A 16,547-nucleotide genomic window follows, 5' to 3' on the forward strand; every position below is an offset into this window, starting at 1 on the left:
GATATGCAAGGAGAATTCGTTATGAAAAACCGTATCTCTCGCCGCTCCTTCCTGAAGGCCGCCGGCATCCTCGGCGCAGCCGGTGCTCTGGCCGCATGCGGCGGTTCCTCCACTTCCACCAGCACGGCAGCTTCTTCCACTGCCGCTTCCTCCGCAGCCGCTTCCGCCGCAGGTTCTGCCGGTGCGAGCATCAAGCTGTGGACATACCCCATCGGTGGCTGGGGCAAGGATGAGACCGTGCAGGAGCTGATCTCCAGCTTCAACGCAAAGTACCCCGACATCAAGGTCACCGTCGAGTATCTGGACTACACCAACGGCGACGATCAGGTGAACACCGCCATCGAGGGCGGCAGCGCACCGGACTTGGTCATGGAAGGTCCTGAGCGTCTGGTCGCCAACTGGGGCAAGAAGGGCGTCATGGCTCCCCTGAACGATCTGTGGACCGACGATGCCAAGAAGGACATCTACGCGTCCGTCGAGTCCGCCTGCAAGGATGACGCTGGCAACTACTACGAGTATCCCCTGTGCATGACTGCACACTGCATGGCCGTCAACATGACCAAGGTCAAGGAAGTCGGCGCAGATCAGTACATCGATACCGACAAGCATACTTGGAGCACCGACGGCTTCCTGAAGACCGTTGACGCGCTGTACAATGGCGGTTACGAGAACGTGGCAGCCATCTACTGCAGCGGTCAGGGCGGCGATCAGGGCACCCGCGCCATCATCAATAATATGTACGGCGGCACCTTCACCGATGCAGCGCACACCAAGTACACCGCCGACTCTCCCGAAAATATCAAGGCCATTCAGACTCTGTACGATGCAAAGGGCATCAACTTCGATGCTTCCATCAACGGCGGCGAGGAGATCACCCTGTTCCGCAACGGCACCCTGCAGATGGCATTCTGCTGGAACATCGCACAGCAGCTGAACACCGACAACAACGACGCCGGCCTGACCAACAGCGGCGACGAGATCTTCCCCATGGCCTTCCCCACCGAAAGCGGCGACCCGAAGCTGTGCGGCGGCATCTGGGGCTTCGGCATCTTCGATAACGGCGACGAGGCCAAGATCGAAGCAGCCAAGACCTTTATCGACTTCATCGCTGCGGATCCCGATCAGGTGGGCGCAAGCGTTCTGGCTTCCACCTACTTCCCCGTCCGTGAGAGCGTTGGCGACATCTACGCCGGCAATGACATCATGAGCGAGTACACCAAGTTCATGTCCTATCTGGGCGATTACTATCAGATCACTCCGGGCTGGGCAACGGCTCGTACCGAGTGGTGGAACATGCTGCAGCGCGTTGGCACCGGCGAGCCCGTTGAGACCGCTGTCGCGACCTTCGTCGAGAATGCAAACGCAGCCGCTACCGCTGAGGCCTAAGCTGCCGAACACATCCTGATAGTACTCCCGTTATAAACCTTGCCCCTTCCTCGAAAATCCCGGCGAGGGAGGGGCAGTTTTTTGTACTAGATCCGTCGGGAGCCGAGCAAAACGAAAGGTTTGGTGATTTTCTTGGCTGCAAAGACTGCAAAAATCAAGGAGCCGAAGCGCAGCCGCGCACTGGTCCGGCAGGAGACCATCGCCTCCTACATCTTCCTTCTGCCCAGCCTGATCTTCTTCGTGGGGTTCGTTATCTACCCCATGGTCCTCTGCGTGGTAACCAGCTTCTTCGATTCCACCATGAACCGCGCCGACATCTTCGTCGGCCTTGCAAACTATAAAGAACTGTTCGCCGATCCCATCTTCATCGGCGCATTGAAGAACACCTTCATCATCGTCGTTGTGTCTGTGCCTGTCACCTGCGCGTTCTCGCTGTGGGTCAGCTCGGCCATCGTCGATCTGCCGGAGTGGACCACAAGCCTATTCCGCTGCGTGTTCTACCTCCCCGTTGTCACCGGTTCCGTCGCCGTTACCGTCGTCTGGAAGTGGATGTACAACAACTATTACGGCATCTTCAACTATCTGGGCAAGAGCCTCGGCCTGCTCGATAAGAACATCAACTGGCTGGGCGATGAGCGGTTCGCACTGGGCTGCATCATCCTCATCCTGCTGACCACTTCCGTCGGCCAGCCCATCGTCCTGTATGTTTCCGCACTGGGCAACGTAGACCAGTCCATCGTGGAGGCCGCCGAAGTGGACGGTGCCAACGATTTCCAAGCATTCTGGAAGATCAAGTGGCCCGCCATCATGCCCACCACCCTGTACATTCTGGTCATCACCACCATCAACTCCTTCCAGTGCTTCGCACTGATCCAGCTGTTGACTTCCGGCGGCCCCAACCACAGCACCGACACCATCATGTACTATATCTACTACACGGCGTTCAAGCTGTATCGCTACGGCTACGGCAACGCAATGGGTGTTGTGCTGGCGATCATCATCGCCATCCTGTCGGCTGTTCAGTTCAAGCTGGGCAATCAGGATAATTAAGGAGGTGCCAAACAATGAGTGCAACCGCAAAAAAACAAAAGCCGTTGAAGCGGCACCCCAGCAAGCTCAAGAAGGCCAGCGCCTACACCATCCTGACGCTGATCCTGATCAGCATCGTGGCTGTGCTGTTCGCCTTCCCGCTGTACTGGATCATCACCGGCTCCTTCAAGACCGGCGCTGCCATCAACTCCACCACCCCCGAATGGTGGCCCCATGAATGGGTCCTGACCAACTATCAGAAGCTGTTTTCGGGCAAGAGTGCTCCGCTGTGGCAGTTGGCCGTCCCCTTCAGCGCCCAATTCAGCGCAGATGGGGAGCCCGTCTACTTCTCCGTGGGCCCCACTGCCCCGGCAGCGATCCGCTGGATGATCAACACCGTGTTCATGGCCGTCACCTCCATGATCCTGACCTGCATCACCGCCGCCATGGCCGGTTATGCGCTGGCCAAGAAGCGCTTCGTGGGCCGCAAGCTGCTGTTCACCCTGATCGTGTGTGCAATGGCCCTGCCCAAGCAGGTCATCCTGATCCCCCTGCTGCGTGAGATGAGTTCCCTGAATCTGTACAACACCATCTGGGCGGTCATCTTCCCCATCGTCGGCTGGCCCTTCGGCGTCTTCCTGATGAAGCAGTTCAGTGAGGGCATTCCCACCGAAATGCTGGAAGCGGCCCGCATCGACGGCGCAAGCGAAGCCAAGACCTTCATCAGCATCGTTCTGCCGATGGTCAAACCGGGCGTCGGCGCGCTGGCGATCTTCACCTTCATCAACAGCTGGAACGACTACTTCATGCAGTTGATCATGCTGTCCAGCACCAGCAACCTGACCATCTCGCTGGGCATTGCAAAGCTGCAGGCAGAGAACAGCACCGACTTCGGCCTGATCATGGCCGGTGCCGCGCTGGCCGCAGTGCCCATCATCGTCATCTTCCTGATTTTCCAGAAGTACTTCACCAAGGGCATCGCAATGGGTGCCGTGAAGGGCTAAAGTTGCGACCGCGGCCTGCGGCCGAAACAGGGAGCAACTTTTGGCGCAGCGGTCTGCAAGACGCGAGGCCCGCTCAAGGGCCGAAGCGGATGCAGGGCACCGCAAGAGGGCGCTGCTTCCGCTGCCCGAACAGAGAGCGTGCGAGCTTGCTGTTTTGGCGCAGCGGTCTGCAAGACGCGAGGCCCGCACCAAGGGCCGAAGCGGATGCAGGGCACCGCAAGAGGGCGCTGCTTCCGCTGCCCGAACAGAGAGCGTGCGAGCTTGCTGTTTTGGCGCAGCGGTCTGCAAGACGCGAGGCCCGCACCAAGGGCCGAAGCGGATGCAGGGCACCGCAAAAGGACATATAGAGAAGGAGTTACGTATCATGAAAGACCTTACCAAGTATCAGGGCGTTATCCCCGCGTTCTATGCCTGCTATGACAAGGACGGCAATATCTCCGTGGAGGGCGTCAAAGCCCTCACCCGCCACCTGATCGCCAAGGGCGTCAAGGGCGTGTACGTCGGCGGCTCTTCCGGCGAGTGCATCTACCAGCACCCCGATGAGCGCAAGAAGCTGCTGGAGGCCGTGATGAGCGAGGCCAAGGGCAAGATCACCGTCATCGCCCATGTCGGCTGCAACAACACCGCCGACAGTGTGGAGCTGGCCAAGCACGCCGAGAGCGTGGGCGTGGACGCCATCGCTTCCATCCCCCCCATCTACTTCCACCTGCCGGAGTATGCCATCGCAGAGTATTGGAACGCCATGTCTGCCGCTGCCCCCCACACCGATTTCGTCATCTACAACATCCCCCAGCTGGCCGGTACGGCCCTGACCATGAGCTTGCTGAACACCATGCTCAAGAACCCCAACATCGTCGCCGTCAAGAACAGCTCCATGCCCACGCAGGACATCCAGATGTTCAAGGATGCCGGCATCAAGGCTCGCGGCGAGGGCAACTTCGTGGTCTTCAACGGCCCCGATGAGCAGTTCGTTTCCGGCCGCGTCATCGGCGCAGACGGCGGCATCGGCGGCACCTACGCCGTGATGCCGGAGCTGTATCTGGCCATGAACGACCACATCAACAAGGGCGAGATCAAGGAAGCTCAGGCCATCCAGTACGATGCCGACCGCATCATCTACAAGATGTGCGAGGCCCACGGCAACCTGTACGCGGTGCAGAAGGAGATCCTGCGCCGGATGTACGGTCTGGAGCTGGGCGGCGTTCGCGAGCCCATGCCCGGCCTCATCCCCGAAGATGAGCCCATCATCGCCGAGGCACAGGCCATGATCGAAGCAGCCATCGCCAAGCTGTGATCTGTAACTGAAAAAGCGCCCCCTCTTCCGTCTCGTTTCTGAGGGGAGAGGGCCGGCGCTCTTTTTTGATGGAGGGACCTTATGATCTGCGATACTCTGGAGCACCTGAGTTTATATCAGGGCTTCCACAAAAACCTCGACACGGCCATCACCTTTCTGACGGCCTGTGACCTGAACGCCCTGCCGCTGGGCCGCACCGAAGTGGACGGCGAGAATGTGTTCATCAACGTGATGGACGCCGACCTTCAGCCCATGGAGGGTTCCCACCCCGAATACCACCGCCTCTATGCCGATCTTCAGATCGACCTGACCGGCGGCGAGGGCTGGGGCTACGAGACCGAGCCGGGCACCGAGGTGAAGCCCTACTCCCCCGATATCGGCTTCAAGGACAGCCCCGATGCCGTGACCGGCACGCTGGGCGGCGGGCGGTTCGTGATCTTCTTCCCCGGCGAGCTGCACCGCCCCGGCATCGCGCAGCCCGATTGCAAGAACGTACACAAAGCTGTCGTCAAGATCAGAATGGAGGACAAGTACCATGGATAAGGAAAAACTGTTTGCCCAGATCAAGGGTGGCCTGATCGTTTCCTGTCAGGCATTGGAGACCGAGCCCCTGTACACCAAGGAGGGCGGCGTAATGCCCCTGATGGCAAAAGCTGCCGCCATGAGCGGGGCCGTGGGCATCCGCGCCAACACCGTGCGGGACATCACCCAGATCAAGGAGGTCGTCGATCTGCCCGTCATCGGCATCATCAAGAAGGATTACCCCGGCACCCCCATGTACATCACCGTGACCATGAAGGAAGTGGACGAGCTGGTGGCGTGCGGTGTGGATATCCTCGCCGTGCAGGGCACCGGTGCTCTCCGCCCGGACGGCTCCACCTCCGCCGAGTTCATCCGCGCCATCAAGGCAAAGTATCCCGATCAACTCCTGATGGCCGACTGCGACAACTTCGAAAACGCCATGGCCTGTGCCGAGGCCGGGGCCGATTTTGTGGGCACCACGATGCGCGGCTACACCCCGGAGACGCAGGGCATCAACGACATCGACTTTGACTTCGTGCACAAGCTGGCCACCGAGTGCCCGGCTAAGATCATCGCCGAGGGCCACATCCACTATCCCGAACAGGCCGTCAAGGCGCTGGAAGCCGGTGCTTTTGCCCTCGTTGTCGGCGGTGCCATCACCCGCCCGGCCGAGATCACGGCCCGCTTCACCGGTGCCATCAACGCCATGAACAAATAACGCGGAGACGCTTTTTATGAACCAGAAACAATATCTTGCCATTGATATCGGCGGCACCTCCGTCAAGCTGGGCGTCGTGGACGAGACCGGCGTGGTGCTGGCCAAAGCCGAGGAGAGCGTCAGCTTCGACAGCTACGAGACCCCCATCCTGACCACGGTGCTCAAAGCGGCCAAAACCTTTGTGGACGCGCAGGGCCTTTCCCCCGCTTCCTTCGTCGGCGTGGGCGTGTCCGCCACCGGCCAGATCGACAGCCGCGCGGGCACCGTCGTCGGGACCTGCGGCAATGTGCCTCATTACATCGGCTCCCCCATCAAGGCCGAACTGGAAGCCCTCTTCGGTCTGCCCGTCACTGTTGCCAACGATGCCAACTGCATGTGCCTCGGCGAGGTCTGGGTGGGCGGAGCGAAGGGTTACACCGACGTCATCGGCGTGACCCTCGGCACCGGCGTCGGCGGCGGCATCCTGACCGGCGGCCGTCTGCTGGAAGGTGCCCGCGGCCTTGGCGGCGAGATCGGCCACTACCGGCTCCACGCCCTTGACGGCGTGCCGTGCACCTGCGGGGCCGTGGGCTGCTGGGAGCGGTACGCCGCCACCACCGCACTGGTCCGCGCCGCCAAGGAAAAGAACCCCGATTGGACGGACGGCCGGGCGATCTTTGCGGCGGCAGAAGCGGGCGATGAAACTGTCCTCGCCCTGCTGGACCATTGGACGGACGAGATCGCGCAGGGCCTTGCGGGCATGGTACACATCTTCAACCCGCAGTTGATCCTCATCGGCGGCGGTGTGTCCGCCCAGCAAAAGCTGCTCATCGACCCCATTGCCGCAAAGGTGAAGGCCTCGGTCATGCCCGCCTTTGCCGAGGGGCTGGAAGTTCGTGCGGCCCAGCTGCACAACGACGCCGGAATGGTCGGCGCGGTATATTATTTCCGCCAGTGCCATCCGGAACTGTAATTGAAAAAGGAGTGTATTTGCGATGAAAACTCATATCCTCTGCCTCGGCGACTCCAACACCCACGGCTACTGCGCCGACCCGAAAGACAACGCCGACGGCGGCATCCGCTTCAATGAGAACGAGCGCTGGACCTGCCGGTTACAGACTGCACTGGGCGACAAGTACCTCGTCACCGAAGAAGGTCTGTCCGGCCGGACCACCGTTTTTGTGGACCCCATCCACGAGTCTATGGACGCCCTGAGCGTGTGCTACGCCCTGCTCAAGAGCCACGAGGTCATTGATCTGCTCATCCTCATGCTGGGCACCAACGACGTCAAGGAGCGTTTCGGAGCCAATGCCGCCTGTATCGGCGCAGGCATGGAGCGCCTGATCCAGAAATGCAAGAGCGTAGACTGCTGGGGCGGCAAGACCCCCAACATTCTGGTCGTGGCCCCTCCCCGCATCAAGGAGGGCTTCCACGATGAGGTCATGGGCGACGGCTGTGTGGAGAGATCCCGCGGGGTCGCGGCCCAGTTTAAGATGATCGCGGAGCGCAACAATGTCCACTTCTTCGACGCCGAAGGGTGTGAGTTCAACCAGATCGACTTCATGCACCTGACCCGCAAGGGACACGCCCAGCTGGCCGAAAAACTGGCCGAGCTGGTGCCGACGATTCTCTAACTATTTTCTTTCCTGCATATCTCCCCCAGAAAAGATCCCGCCTCGGATGCAGCCTTGACACTGCCCGGAGCGGGATCTTTTGGTTTTGAAATGATGCAGAAAGAGACTGCCGCAGATGCAGCAGTCTCTCAAGGCTCAGATGTAATCCGAAATGTAGGGGATCTTATGGAAGAGAACATCGTCCAGCCGTTCCACAGCCTCCTCCCTGCCCTCGATGCGTTCCAGCTCAAACAGGCGTTCTGCCGTTTTGTATCCCAGAAGCAGGGTGGAAAAGGTGCCGATGCCCATTTTCAGGCGGTACTCAGCCGGTTCGTTGGTCTGGACACACTTGCCGTTTTCAAACTTCACCGTGAAGGTGCGGTCGTTCCACGGCAGGAGCTGATCCTCGATCTCCAGCGCGATGGTCAGGGTGCCGCCGTCCGGGTCACAGGGGTAATCGGCGAGGAAATCTTCCACGTCGATGATGCGGCCCATGGCATAAGGGCGGATGCTCTCCTTGATGTCGCCGTCGTCCATCTCAAAGGCGATGGGTTCGCTGAAGTAGGTGCTGCCGTGCACCTCGTCGATCATGGAATCGTGGGCGTGGATGTACTCCCACAGGCCTTTCTGCGCCTCGCGGTTCAGGTAGACCATTTCCTTGATGTGCATGATGTCGTTCTTGATGAGATAGACCATGTAGCCGCAGGGCTTATCCTTGACGTTGTAGTAGACGGCAACATTGGTGTCATCCTCGTCCCAGCGCCAGTATTCCTCCCACGCAAGACTGTTGCGGAACAGGCACCCGTGGGTAATGGAAGCGAAATGGGAGTGCAGCTCATGGAACTCGGTGTTGTCCCACGAAACGCGGCGGACGTAGCCGGGCGCTTTGACTTTGGTGGGGATCTGCCGATCCTTGATGTTGAACGAGATCTTGTTGGAGACGATCTCCCACCCCAGATGGTGATACAGCGGGATGGAATACGGGTAGAGCAGCGCGAAGGATTTGCCCTCCTCGTGCATCTGGGTCAGGCCTTGGATCATCAGCTTTTTCATGATGCCCTGCCCGGTGTACTCCGGGTAGGTGCAGACGCTGGTGACAAAGCCGACATGGTACACCGTATCGTAGATGTTCATCTTCAGCGGGTAGACTGCGAACTGGGAAACGAGGGCGTCCCCATCGAAGCAGCCCAGCACATCGGCGCGTTCCAGCACCGGGAATTTCGACTGCTTGATCTCATCGTCCTTCCAGCCGGTCGCGGTCAGTTCTTCCTCCGTGACCTGAAAGGTGTAGCGGAGCAGGGCGTTGTACTGATCCAGATCCTTGGGTTCCAGATAGCGGGTCTTATAATGTTCGGCGGCGTTCATCGCAAAACGCCTCCCTCCTTACGGGGTCAGACGGTTGGGACCGCGGAACAGGAACTCGGCCTCCTTGATGGGCAGACCGCAGAGCAGCATGGTCAGGCGGTCGATGCCAAGGCCGAAGCCGCCGTGCGGGGGGCAGCCGTACTGGAAGAACTCCAGATAGAACTTGACGTCCTCGGCCAGACCCTTTTCCTCCGCCTGCTTCTTCAGCACCTCATAGCGGTGCTCACGCTGGGCGCCGGTGGTGATCTCAACACCGCGCCAGATCAGGTCGTAGCCCTGCGGCACGCCGTTTTCGTCGCGCATATGGTAGAAGGCGCGCTTCTCGGCGGAGTAATCGGTGATGAACAGGAACTCGTGGTTGTAGTGCTTCTTGACCCACTCGTAGCTCAGGCGCTCGGCCTCGGTGGTCAGGTCGCCCTTCTCGGAGTCATCGACGGTGTAGCCGAACTCCTCTTCCAGACCCTTGTACAGGTCGGCCAGCTTGACCACGGGGAACGGAGTCTCCGGGACGATGACCTCCTGCCCGAAGGCTTCCTTGATCTGCTCGCCGTAGGCTTCCTTCACGGCGGCCAGACCGGCCTTCAGCAGCTCCTCTTCCATCTTCATGACGTCATAGAAGGAGGTGATGTAGCTGAACTCCAGATCGAAGCCGGAGAACTCGGTAGCGTGCTTGTTGGTGTAGCTCTTCTCGGCGCGGAAGACGGGGCCGGTCTCGAAGATGCGCTCAAAGCCGGCAGCCATCGCCATCTGCTTGTAGAACTGGGGACTCTGGGCCAGATAAGCGTTGCGGTCAAAATAATCGACCTTGAACACCTCAGAGCCGCTCTCGCTGGCGGCCGCGATCAACTTGGGGGTGTGGATCTCGATGAAATTTTCGTCCAGCAGGAACTTGCGCATGGCGTTGACCATGCAGCTCTGGGCCTTGAACATCAGTTGATTTTCATCGGTGCGCAGATCCACCCAGCGGTAGTCGATGCGCTGGTCGATGCTGGAGCGCTCGACGGCCTTCTTCTTCTTGGTGGCAGCGATCTCCTTGCGGACGATGGGCAGTGCGTCGGCAATGCTCTCGATCTCGATGGACTCCGGGATCATCTCGATGCCGCCCATCTTGACGTAATCGTTCTCCATCACCTTGCCGGTCACGGTGATAACGGAATCCGGGGTCAGCCGGTCGATGGTATCCACCAGTTCGGGGTGGTCTTCCTTCTCAACGGTAATCTGCAGCTTGCCGGTAATATCCTTCAGCACGATAAAGGCCATATACTTGCTGTTGCGCAGGTTCTCGATAAAGCCTTGGACTTTGATCGTGTTGCCAATTTCCTTTTGTACCTCTTGGATGTAGGTGCGATTCATGGAAATCCTCCTTCGTATTCTTGTGTACTCTTTTTATTATAGCCGTTTTCCGGGATAAATCAACCGGTTTCAACGGGTTACTTTTTCTTTTTCTCTTCTTCGTGGAGGGTGCCGGTGCCGCCTTCTACCACGCCGTCGTGGTCCAGCACGGCCACGATGGTGCCGAAAAAGCACTTCACGTCCATCTCGAAGCTCAAATGCTCCACATAGTAGCCGTCGAGTTTCGCCTTTTCGTCGATCTCCAGCTCGTCGCGGCCGTGGATCTGCGCCCAGCCGGTCAGGCCGGGGCGGACGTCATTGGCGCCGTATTTGTCCCGCTGGGCCAGTAGGTCATACTGGTTCCATAGCGCCGGGCGCGGGCCGATGACCGCCATGTCCCCCACAAAGATGTTCCAGAGCTGGGGCAGCTCGTCAAGGCTGGTCTTGCGCAGGAAATGCCCCACCCGCGTGATATATTGATCCGGATCCTTGAGCAGATGAGTGGGCATATCGTGGGGGGTATCGATCCGCATGGTGCGGAATTTGAGGATGTTGAAGTGCTTTTTATGGATGCCCACCCGCTTCTGCTTGAAGAGAATAGGCCCCGGCGAATCCACCTTGATGGCGATGCAGAGAATGAGCAGCAGCGGCGAAAGCACGAGCATCCCGCACAGGGACAGCAGGATGGCCAGCAGCCGCTTGATGCCGTTACGATACATGGAGAACCCTCCCTTTATGGATTTCGATTCCGAACGCATCCATTATACCAAGCCCTTCGACATTTTTCAATTCATCCGGCAAGGTTTTCCGTGCGCCTTTCGTTTCAGTATGGGTTTGCTTACCGGGGCGCAACGCCGGTTTTGTTTTATTTTTCTGCCTGTTTTGTCCCTTGCTCCGGGGCCGGTTCTGCCGTACTATTAAGCCATCCTATTAAAATGTTTGTTTTTGCAGCGTTTCGAAGGAGGGTTCCACCGTGATCCAGCGTTTTTCATTCGGGCACCCCATCCCCACCGAGAGCGTCGTGCAGACGCTCCCGCTCTGTGAGGATCCCGTTCCGTTTCTGACCGCCCTGCCCGGCGGCTGGCAGTACAAGATGCAGGAGAACTGCGTCGTTTACGGCTTGGGCGAAATGCCCCGCGGGTTGAACAAGCGCGGCTGGCATTACGTCACCAACAACACCGACGAGTCCCGCCACACCGAGGACAAGCTTTCCTACTATGGTGCGCACAATTTTCTGCTGATCCGCAATGGAGCGGAGTGCTTTGGCCTCTTTGTGGATTTCCCCGGAAAAGTCCATTATGACATCGGCTACACCCGGCACGACACCCTGACCATCCGCACCGAGGAGCCGGACTATGAGCTGTATCTGCTTTCCGGCGGGGACGAGAACGCCCTGTGCAGGGAGTTCCGCGCCCTCATCGGCCGCAGCTACATCCCGCCGAAATGGGCCTTTGGTCTGGCCCAGAGCCGCTTCGGCTACAAGACCGAAGCCGACATCCGCACGGTGGCACAGCAGTACAAGACCCACGACCTGCCGCTGGACATGATCTGCATGGACATCGACTATATGCAGGGCTACGCCGATTTTACCGTGAACAAAGAGCGCTTCCCCGACCTGAAACAGCTTGCCGACGACCTCAAGGCCGAGGGCATCCGTCTGGTGCCCATCATTGACGCGGGCGTGCGCATCGACGAAAAGGACGAGACCTGCCAAGAGGGCCTTGCCAAGGATTACTTCTGCAAAAAGGCCGACGGCACCCCCTTTGTGGCCGCGGTCTGGCCCGGCAAGGCGTATTTTGCCGATTTCCTCCGCCCGGAAGTGCGGGAGTGGTTCGGCGGGCGGTACAAAGTGCTGACGGACCTCGGCATTGAGGGCTTCTGGAACGATATGAACGAGCCTGCCCTTTTCTACTCTCCCGACCGGCTGAAAGCCTTCTTCGACTCCATGGCCGAGATGAGCAAGATGCCGAACATCGAGCAGGAAGATTTCTTCGAGAAGGTCGTGGGCGGCGTCATGGGCCTGATGAACAGCCCCGAAGACTACGCCAGCTTCTACCACGAGGTAAACGGCCAGCGCATCCGTCACGACCGGGTCCACAACCTCTACGGCGGCAGCATGACCCGCGCCGCCGGGGAAGCCCTCGCAAAGGAACGCCCGGACAAGCGCACCCTGCTCTACAGCCGTTCCAGCTTCATCGGTTCCCACCGGTACGGCGGCATCTGGCTGGGCGATAACAATTCCTCGTGGGGGCAGCTTCTGGCCAACATCCAGATGATGCCCAACGTCCAGATGTGCGGCTTCCTGTACACCGGCGCAGACCTGTGCGGCTTCGGCTACGACACCACGCCCGACCTTGCCCTGCGCTGGCTGGAGTTCGGCATCCTGACCCCGCTGATGCGCAACCATTCCAGTTCCGGCACCCGCGCGCAGGAATATTACCAGTTCGAGGACGAGCTGCCCGCCATCCGCAAGATGCTGCAGCTCCGCTATGCCCTGCTCCCCTACCTCTACAGCGAGTTCATGAAGGCGGCGCTGGAAAACGGCTCCTACTTCCGGCCGCTGGCCTTTGATTACCCCGGCGACCCCGATGCCCGCGAGGTGCAGGACCAGCTTCTCCTCGGTGAAGGTCTGATGGCCGCGCCCGTCTACACCCAGAACGCCCACGGCCGGATGGTCTACCTGCCCGAATCCATGAAACTGCTCCGTCTGCGGGCAGCAGACGATTACGACGAGGAGATCCTCCCCGCCGGGCATCACTACGTCCGCTGTGGGCTGGACGAAGTGCTGCTCTTCATCCGGCCCGGCCATCTTGTGCCGGTAGCTTCTCCTGCCGACAACACCGCCCAGTTGGACGACACCAAGCTGAACCTGTGGAGCTATCTGCCCGATGGGGCTCACGCTTCCTACCGGATGTATACCGACGACGGCGTGACCACCGATTACGAGAAACCGGAGCACTGGCGCACCCTTACCCTTTAACGGTTTTTTCAGGTCCTGCCGCCGTGCGGGGCCTTTTTTGTTTTGATTTTACTTGTATTTTACCCGATGCCGCGCTATAATAAGGAATTGTGCCGCTTCGAAAAAGCGGCAGCGCGGCTTGTGAGATCCGGCTCATCCGAATGGATCGTAAAAATCAAAGGAGGCGGCATTTTCCATGGCACAATCTCCCCGCACGGGCGACCTGACCACCGGCCCGATGCTGAAAAAGATCATCCTGTTTTCCCTGCCGCTGGCAGCGTCCAGCATCCTGCAGCTCCTCTTCAACGCGGCCGACGTCGTTGTGATCGGGCGGTTTGTGGGCAGCACGGCACTGGCCGCTGTCGGCTCCAACGGTGCGCTCATCAACCTGCTGGTCAACCTTTTCGTCGGCCTTTCGCTGGGTGCCAATGTCGTGGCCGCCCGCTGCTTTGGTGCCAAAGATGAACGCGGCGTTCAGAATACGGTTCAGACGTCGGTGACGCTGGGTCTCGTCAGCGGCGTGCTGCTGGCCTTTGTAGGCTTCTTTGCGGCACGCGGTCTGCTGGAACTGATGTCCTGCCCGGAAGATGTCATTGGCCTTTCGACCCTCTACCTGAAGATCTACTTCATCGGGATGCCCATGACCATGCTGTACAACTTCAGCGCGGCGCTGCTGCGTGCTGTGGGCGACACCCGCCGCCCGCTCTACTGTCTGGCCGTGTCCGGCATCATCAATGTGGTGCTGAACCTCGTGTTCGTCATCCTCTTCCAGATGAGCGTGGCCGGTGTGGCGCTGGCGACCATCATCAGCCAGACCGTTTCCGCTATCATGGTCACCATCCTGCTCATCCGGGAGGAAGGTGCCCTCCACCTCGACCTGCGGCATCTGGGCTTCCACAAAGGGGCTCTGCTGCAGATCCTGAAGATCGGTCTGCCCGCCGGCTTGCAGAGCACGGTGTTCAGCCTCTCCAACGTGGTCATCCAGTCGTCCATCAACTCCTTCGGCTCCATCGTGGTCGCTGGCAACTCGGCAGCCTCCAACATCGAGGGCTTCATCTACACCGGCATGAACGCCTTTGCACAGGCTGCCGTGACCTTTACCAGTCAGAACATGGGTGCCCGCCGGTACGACAACCTTGACCGCGTCATGCGGAACTGTCTGCTCTGTGCCGTGGTCGTCGGCGTGGTGCTGGGCGGCGGCGCTTACTTTGCCGGTGAGGGGCTGCTCCACTTCTATTCCACCGATGAGACCGTCATCGCCGCCGGTCTGGCCCGGATGCGGGTCATCTGCACCAGCTACTTCCTCTGCGGCGTGATGGACACGCTGGCCAGTTGTCTGCGCGGCCGCGGCTACTCGGTCTTGCCCATGGTGGTCAGCCTCATCGGCAGCTGCTTGCTCCGTCTGGTCTGGATCGCCACCATCTTCCAACTCTTCCGTTCCACCACGACCCTTTACATTAGCTACCCGATCAGTTGGGTGCTGACGGCTTCCGTCCACCTCATCTGCCTGTTGGTGGTGCGGCATAAACTGGCCGTAAAACAGTCGGAAAGGGCTGCAGCCTAATAAAACTCCGTAACCATACAAACCGGTCCGGACCCTGCGCTGCGCAGAGTTCAGGCCGGTTTTTCAAATTTCTGCAAAAAAGTTTGAAAAAGTGCTTGACAACTCCCGCCTTTTCCCGTATAATAGCACACGTTGAGCGGCTCGAAAGCCAAACAACAAAGCATATCTTGGGGATTTGCATAGTGGTAGTGCGGTAGACTCTGACTCTACTTGTGGGAGTTCGATTCTCTCATCCCCAACCAAAAGCCACCTGATGAAGATCAGGTGGCTTTTTTGTTTTCCGCAGCCGCCTCTTTTTACACCATTTTCTTCAGCAGATACCGATCATACCCGCCGTACATCTCCCGCCGGGCGGCGATGGTGAAACCGCTGGCGAGGGCATTGTTCAAACTGTACTGGTTTTCGGGGCTGACGGTGGCCCCGATGCCCACGATGCCGGGGCGGAGCAGGGGCAGCGCGGCTTCAAGGAGCTTGCGCTGCAAGCCGTTGCCCCGCCAGTCCGGGTGGACGATGGCACTGTCGGCGTTGGCCCAGTGGTCCCACTCGCTCTTCGGGACGCCCAGAAACGCCGCGTAATTGTGCTCACTCTGGCCGCAGTAGCGCAGGATGAAATAGGCTCCCAGCCGAGCACCGTCATACACGCCGAGGCAGAGATCTCCGGTCAGATAAGCCGTGATATTCTCCAGCGTATCGGGCACGAACTGCTCCGGGTGCGGCATGGCGGCGCACACCTCATTTTGCAGCGCGTAAAAGGCATCGGCGTCCGCCGGGCCGCAGCGGCGGATAGTTACAGGAAGTGCGGCGGGCTGGCCGCAGACCTTGTGCAGCAAAAGTTTCATTTTCAATCTCCTCCAAAATAAAATCATACTTTCTTCCGGATTCCAGTATAATTGCCGTTTGAAATCATCTTATCTTATGTTATAATGAATGCAAGAAAAATTGTCCAGTGAAACTTTGGGGTCACAGGGCAGTTTTCTGCATGTCCGGGCGGCAGCCCCGCCCGTGAACCGGAGGATACAACCTATGAAAGATTCCAGCTCTTCGTCTTCCATCCGCTTGGGCGGTGCGGTCATCAGTGACCGCATCGTAGCCGCGCTGCTGGAAGAACTGCGTACCGGCTGCTACGCCGACGCGGACCGTCTGCCCGCTGAGGTCGATCTGGCCGCACAACTTGGCGTCAGCCGCACCGTCATCCGCGATGCGCTGAGCGAGATGGAGCGTGCCGGATACATCGAGCGGGTGCGCGGCATCGGGACCGTGGTCAACCGCACTGTGCTCAACCTGCGCAGCCGGTTGGATCAAAAGCTGGAATATTACCCGCTGATCCGCAGTTTTGGCAGCTACCCCCACGCCGATGGCATCCAGATCTATCCCATCCGCGCCGGGGCCGAGCTGGCCCGCGATCTGGCCATTGCGCCGGGGGATGAGGTGATCTGCATCAAAAAGCGGATCCTCGCCGATACCACCCCGGTCATCTACTCCATCGATTATCTGCCCCGTGCGCTGTTCGGCAGCCGGGACTACACCCGCATCGACCTGAGCGGCGGCGTGTTCGATATCTTGGAGCAGGAGTGCAGCCAGCAGATCTCGTCCAATGTCGCCCACCTGAAGGCCAGCTGCGGCGACGAGGCCATCCGCGCGGCCATGCGGCTGGCACCGGGCGAGGCCATGCTGCTGCTCGACGAGATCTGTTTCAATCGGCTGTGTCACCCAGTCATGCGTTCGCTGAGTTATTACACAAATTTCTTTGATTTTTCCATTCTGCGAAAATTACTTTGACGG

General features: G+C 59.4%; 15 protein-coding genes and 1 tRNA gene. 12 read left to right on the forward strand and 4 right to left on the reverse strand.

Annotated elements, in window-relative coordinates; all coding sequences use genetic code 11:
* The first annotated feature begins 21 nt into the window (after positions 1–21).
* The 8 genes from C4N23_RS00860 (at position 22) to C4N23_RS00895 (ending at position 7,566) form a co-directional block, all read left to right on the forward strand.
* On the forward strand, positions 22–1,386 hold the full coding sequence (locus C4N23_RS00860) for an ABC transporter substrate-binding protein (protein ID WP_112143398.1): 1,365 nt from the start codon (positions 22–24) through the stop codon (positions 1,384–1,386).
* A 123-nt stretch (positions 1,387–1,509) separates the two neighbouring features.
* On the forward strand, positions 1,510–2,436 hold the full coding sequence (locus C4N23_RS00865) for a carbohydrate ABC transporter permease (RefSeq protein WP_179858914.1): 927 nt from the start codon (positions 1,510–1,512) through the stop codon (positions 2,434–2,436).
* Positions 2,437–2,450: 14 nt separating this feature from the next.
* On the forward strand, positions 2,451–3,419 hold the full coding sequence (locus tag C4N23_RS00870) for a carbohydrate ABC transporter permease (protein ID WP_112143400.1): 969 nt from the start codon (positions 2,451–2,453) through the stop codon (positions 3,417–3,419).
* A 364-nt stretch (positions 3,420–3,783) separates the two neighbouring features.
* Positions 3,784–4,713, forward strand: coding sequence for a dihydrodipicolinate synthase family protein (locus tag C4N23_RS00875; RefSeq protein ID WP_112143402.1), 930 nt, complete (start codon positions 3,784–3,786; stop codon positions 4,711–4,713).
* An 81-nt stretch (positions 4,714–4,794) separates the two neighbouring features.
* Positions 4,795–5,256: a NanQ anomerase/TabA/YiaL family protein gene (locus tag C4N23_RS00880; RefSeq protein WP_055188239.1), complete on the forward strand. Its 462-nt coding sequence runs from the start codon at positions 4,795–4,797 to the stop codon at positions 5,254–5,256.
* Positions 5,249–5,953 (forward strand): N-acetylmannosamine-6-phosphate 2-epimerase, encoded by a 705-nt coding sequence (locus C4N23_RS00885; protein WP_097838631.1) that lies wholly within the window; start codon positions 5,249–5,251, stop codon positions 5,951–5,953. The genes C4N23_RS00880 and C4N23_RS00885 overlap by 8 nt, the downstream gene beginning before the upstream one ends.
* A 16-nt stretch (positions 5,954–5,969) precedes the next feature.
* On the forward strand, positions 5,970–6,905 hold the full coding sequence (locus tag C4N23_RS00890; RefSeq protein WP_112143404.1) for an ROK family protein: 936 nt from the start codon (positions 5,970–5,972) through the stop codon (positions 6,903–6,905).
* A gap of 22 nt (positions 6,906–6,927) precedes the next feature.
* Positions 6,928–7,566 (forward strand): GDSL-type esterase/lipase family protein, encoded by a 639-nt coding sequence (locus tag C4N23_RS00895; RefSeq protein WP_055188244.1) that lies wholly within the window; start codon positions 6,928–6,930, stop codon positions 7,564–7,566.
* A gap of 135 nt (positions 7,567–7,701) precedes the next feature.
* Here the strand turns inward: C4N23_RS00895 and C4N23_RS00900 are convergent, their stop codons facing one another.
* From C4N23_RS00900 to C4N23_RS00910, 3 genes are all read right to left on the reverse strand, one after another.
* The gene (locus C4N23_RS00900) at positions 7,702–8,910 is read right to left on the reverse strand and encodes a GNAT family N-acetyltransferase (RefSeq protein ID WP_055188246.1); all 1,209 of its coding nucleotides are present in this window, start codon (positions 8,908–8,910) and stop codon (positions 7,702–7,704) included.
* Positions 8,911–8,928: 18 nt separating this feature from the next.
* Positions 8,929–10,263 carry an aspartate--tRNA(Asn) ligase gene (gene aspS / locus C4N23_RS00905; RefSeq protein WP_097838628.1) on the reverse strand — a complete coding sequence of 445 codons (1,335 nt, stop codon included), beginning with the start codon at positions 10,261–10,263 and terminating at the stop codon, positions 8,929–8,931.
* A gap of 77 nt (positions 10,264–10,340) precedes the next feature.
* A complete protein-coding gene (locus C4N23_RS00910) occupies positions 10,341–10,961 on the reverse strand; it encodes a sugar transferase (RefSeq protein WP_112143406.1) in 621 nt (206 codons plus the stop codon).
* 254 nt (positions 10,962–11,215) lie between these two features.
* Between C4N23_RS00910 and C4N23_RS00920 the strand changes: the two genes are divergently transcribed.
* The 3 genes from C4N23_RS00920 (at position 11,216) to C4N23_RS00930 (ending at position 15,007) form a co-directional block, all read left to right on the forward strand.
* Positions 11,216–13,222: a TIM-barrel domain-containing protein gene (locus C4N23_RS00920; protein ID WP_112143410.1), complete on the forward strand. Its 2,007-nt coding sequence runs from the start codon at positions 11,216–11,218 to the stop codon at positions 13,220–13,222.
* Positions 13,223–13,397: 175 nt separating this feature from the next.
* Positions 13,398–14,765, forward strand: a complete 1,368-nt coding sequence (locus C4N23_RS00925) for an MATE family efflux transporter (RefSeq protein ID WP_112143412.1) — start codon at positions 13,398–13,400, stop codon at positions 14,763–14,765.
* 168 nt (positions 14,766–14,933) lie between these two features.
* Positions 14,934–15,007: transfer RNA gene (locus tag C4N23_RS00930), tRNA-Gln, on the forward strand.
* A 54-nt stretch (positions 15,008–15,061) separates the two neighbouring features.
* Here the strand turns inward: C4N23_RS00930 and C4N23_RS00935 are convergent.
* Positions 15,062–15,604, reverse strand: coding sequence for a GNAT family N-acetyltransferase (locus tag C4N23_RS00935; protein WP_112143414.1), 543 nt, complete (start codon positions 15,602–15,604; stop codon positions 15,062–15,064).
* 184 nt (positions 15,605–15,788) lie between these two features.
* On the opposite strand from C4N23_RS00935, the gene C4N23_RS00940 reads away from it, so the two are divergent.
* Entirely contained in the window at positions 15,789–16,544 is a 756-nt protein-coding gene (locus C4N23_RS00940; RefSeq protein ID WP_112143416.1) for a GntR family transcriptional regulator, read from the forward strand.
* The last annotated feature ends 3 nt before the right edge of the window (positions 16,545–16,547 follow it).

It is taken from the genome of Faecalibacterium hattorii, from assembly GCF_003287455.1.
Classification (GTDB): Bacteria; Bacillota; Clostridia; order Oscillospirales; family Ruminococcaceae; genus Faecalibacterium; species Faecalibacterium hattorii.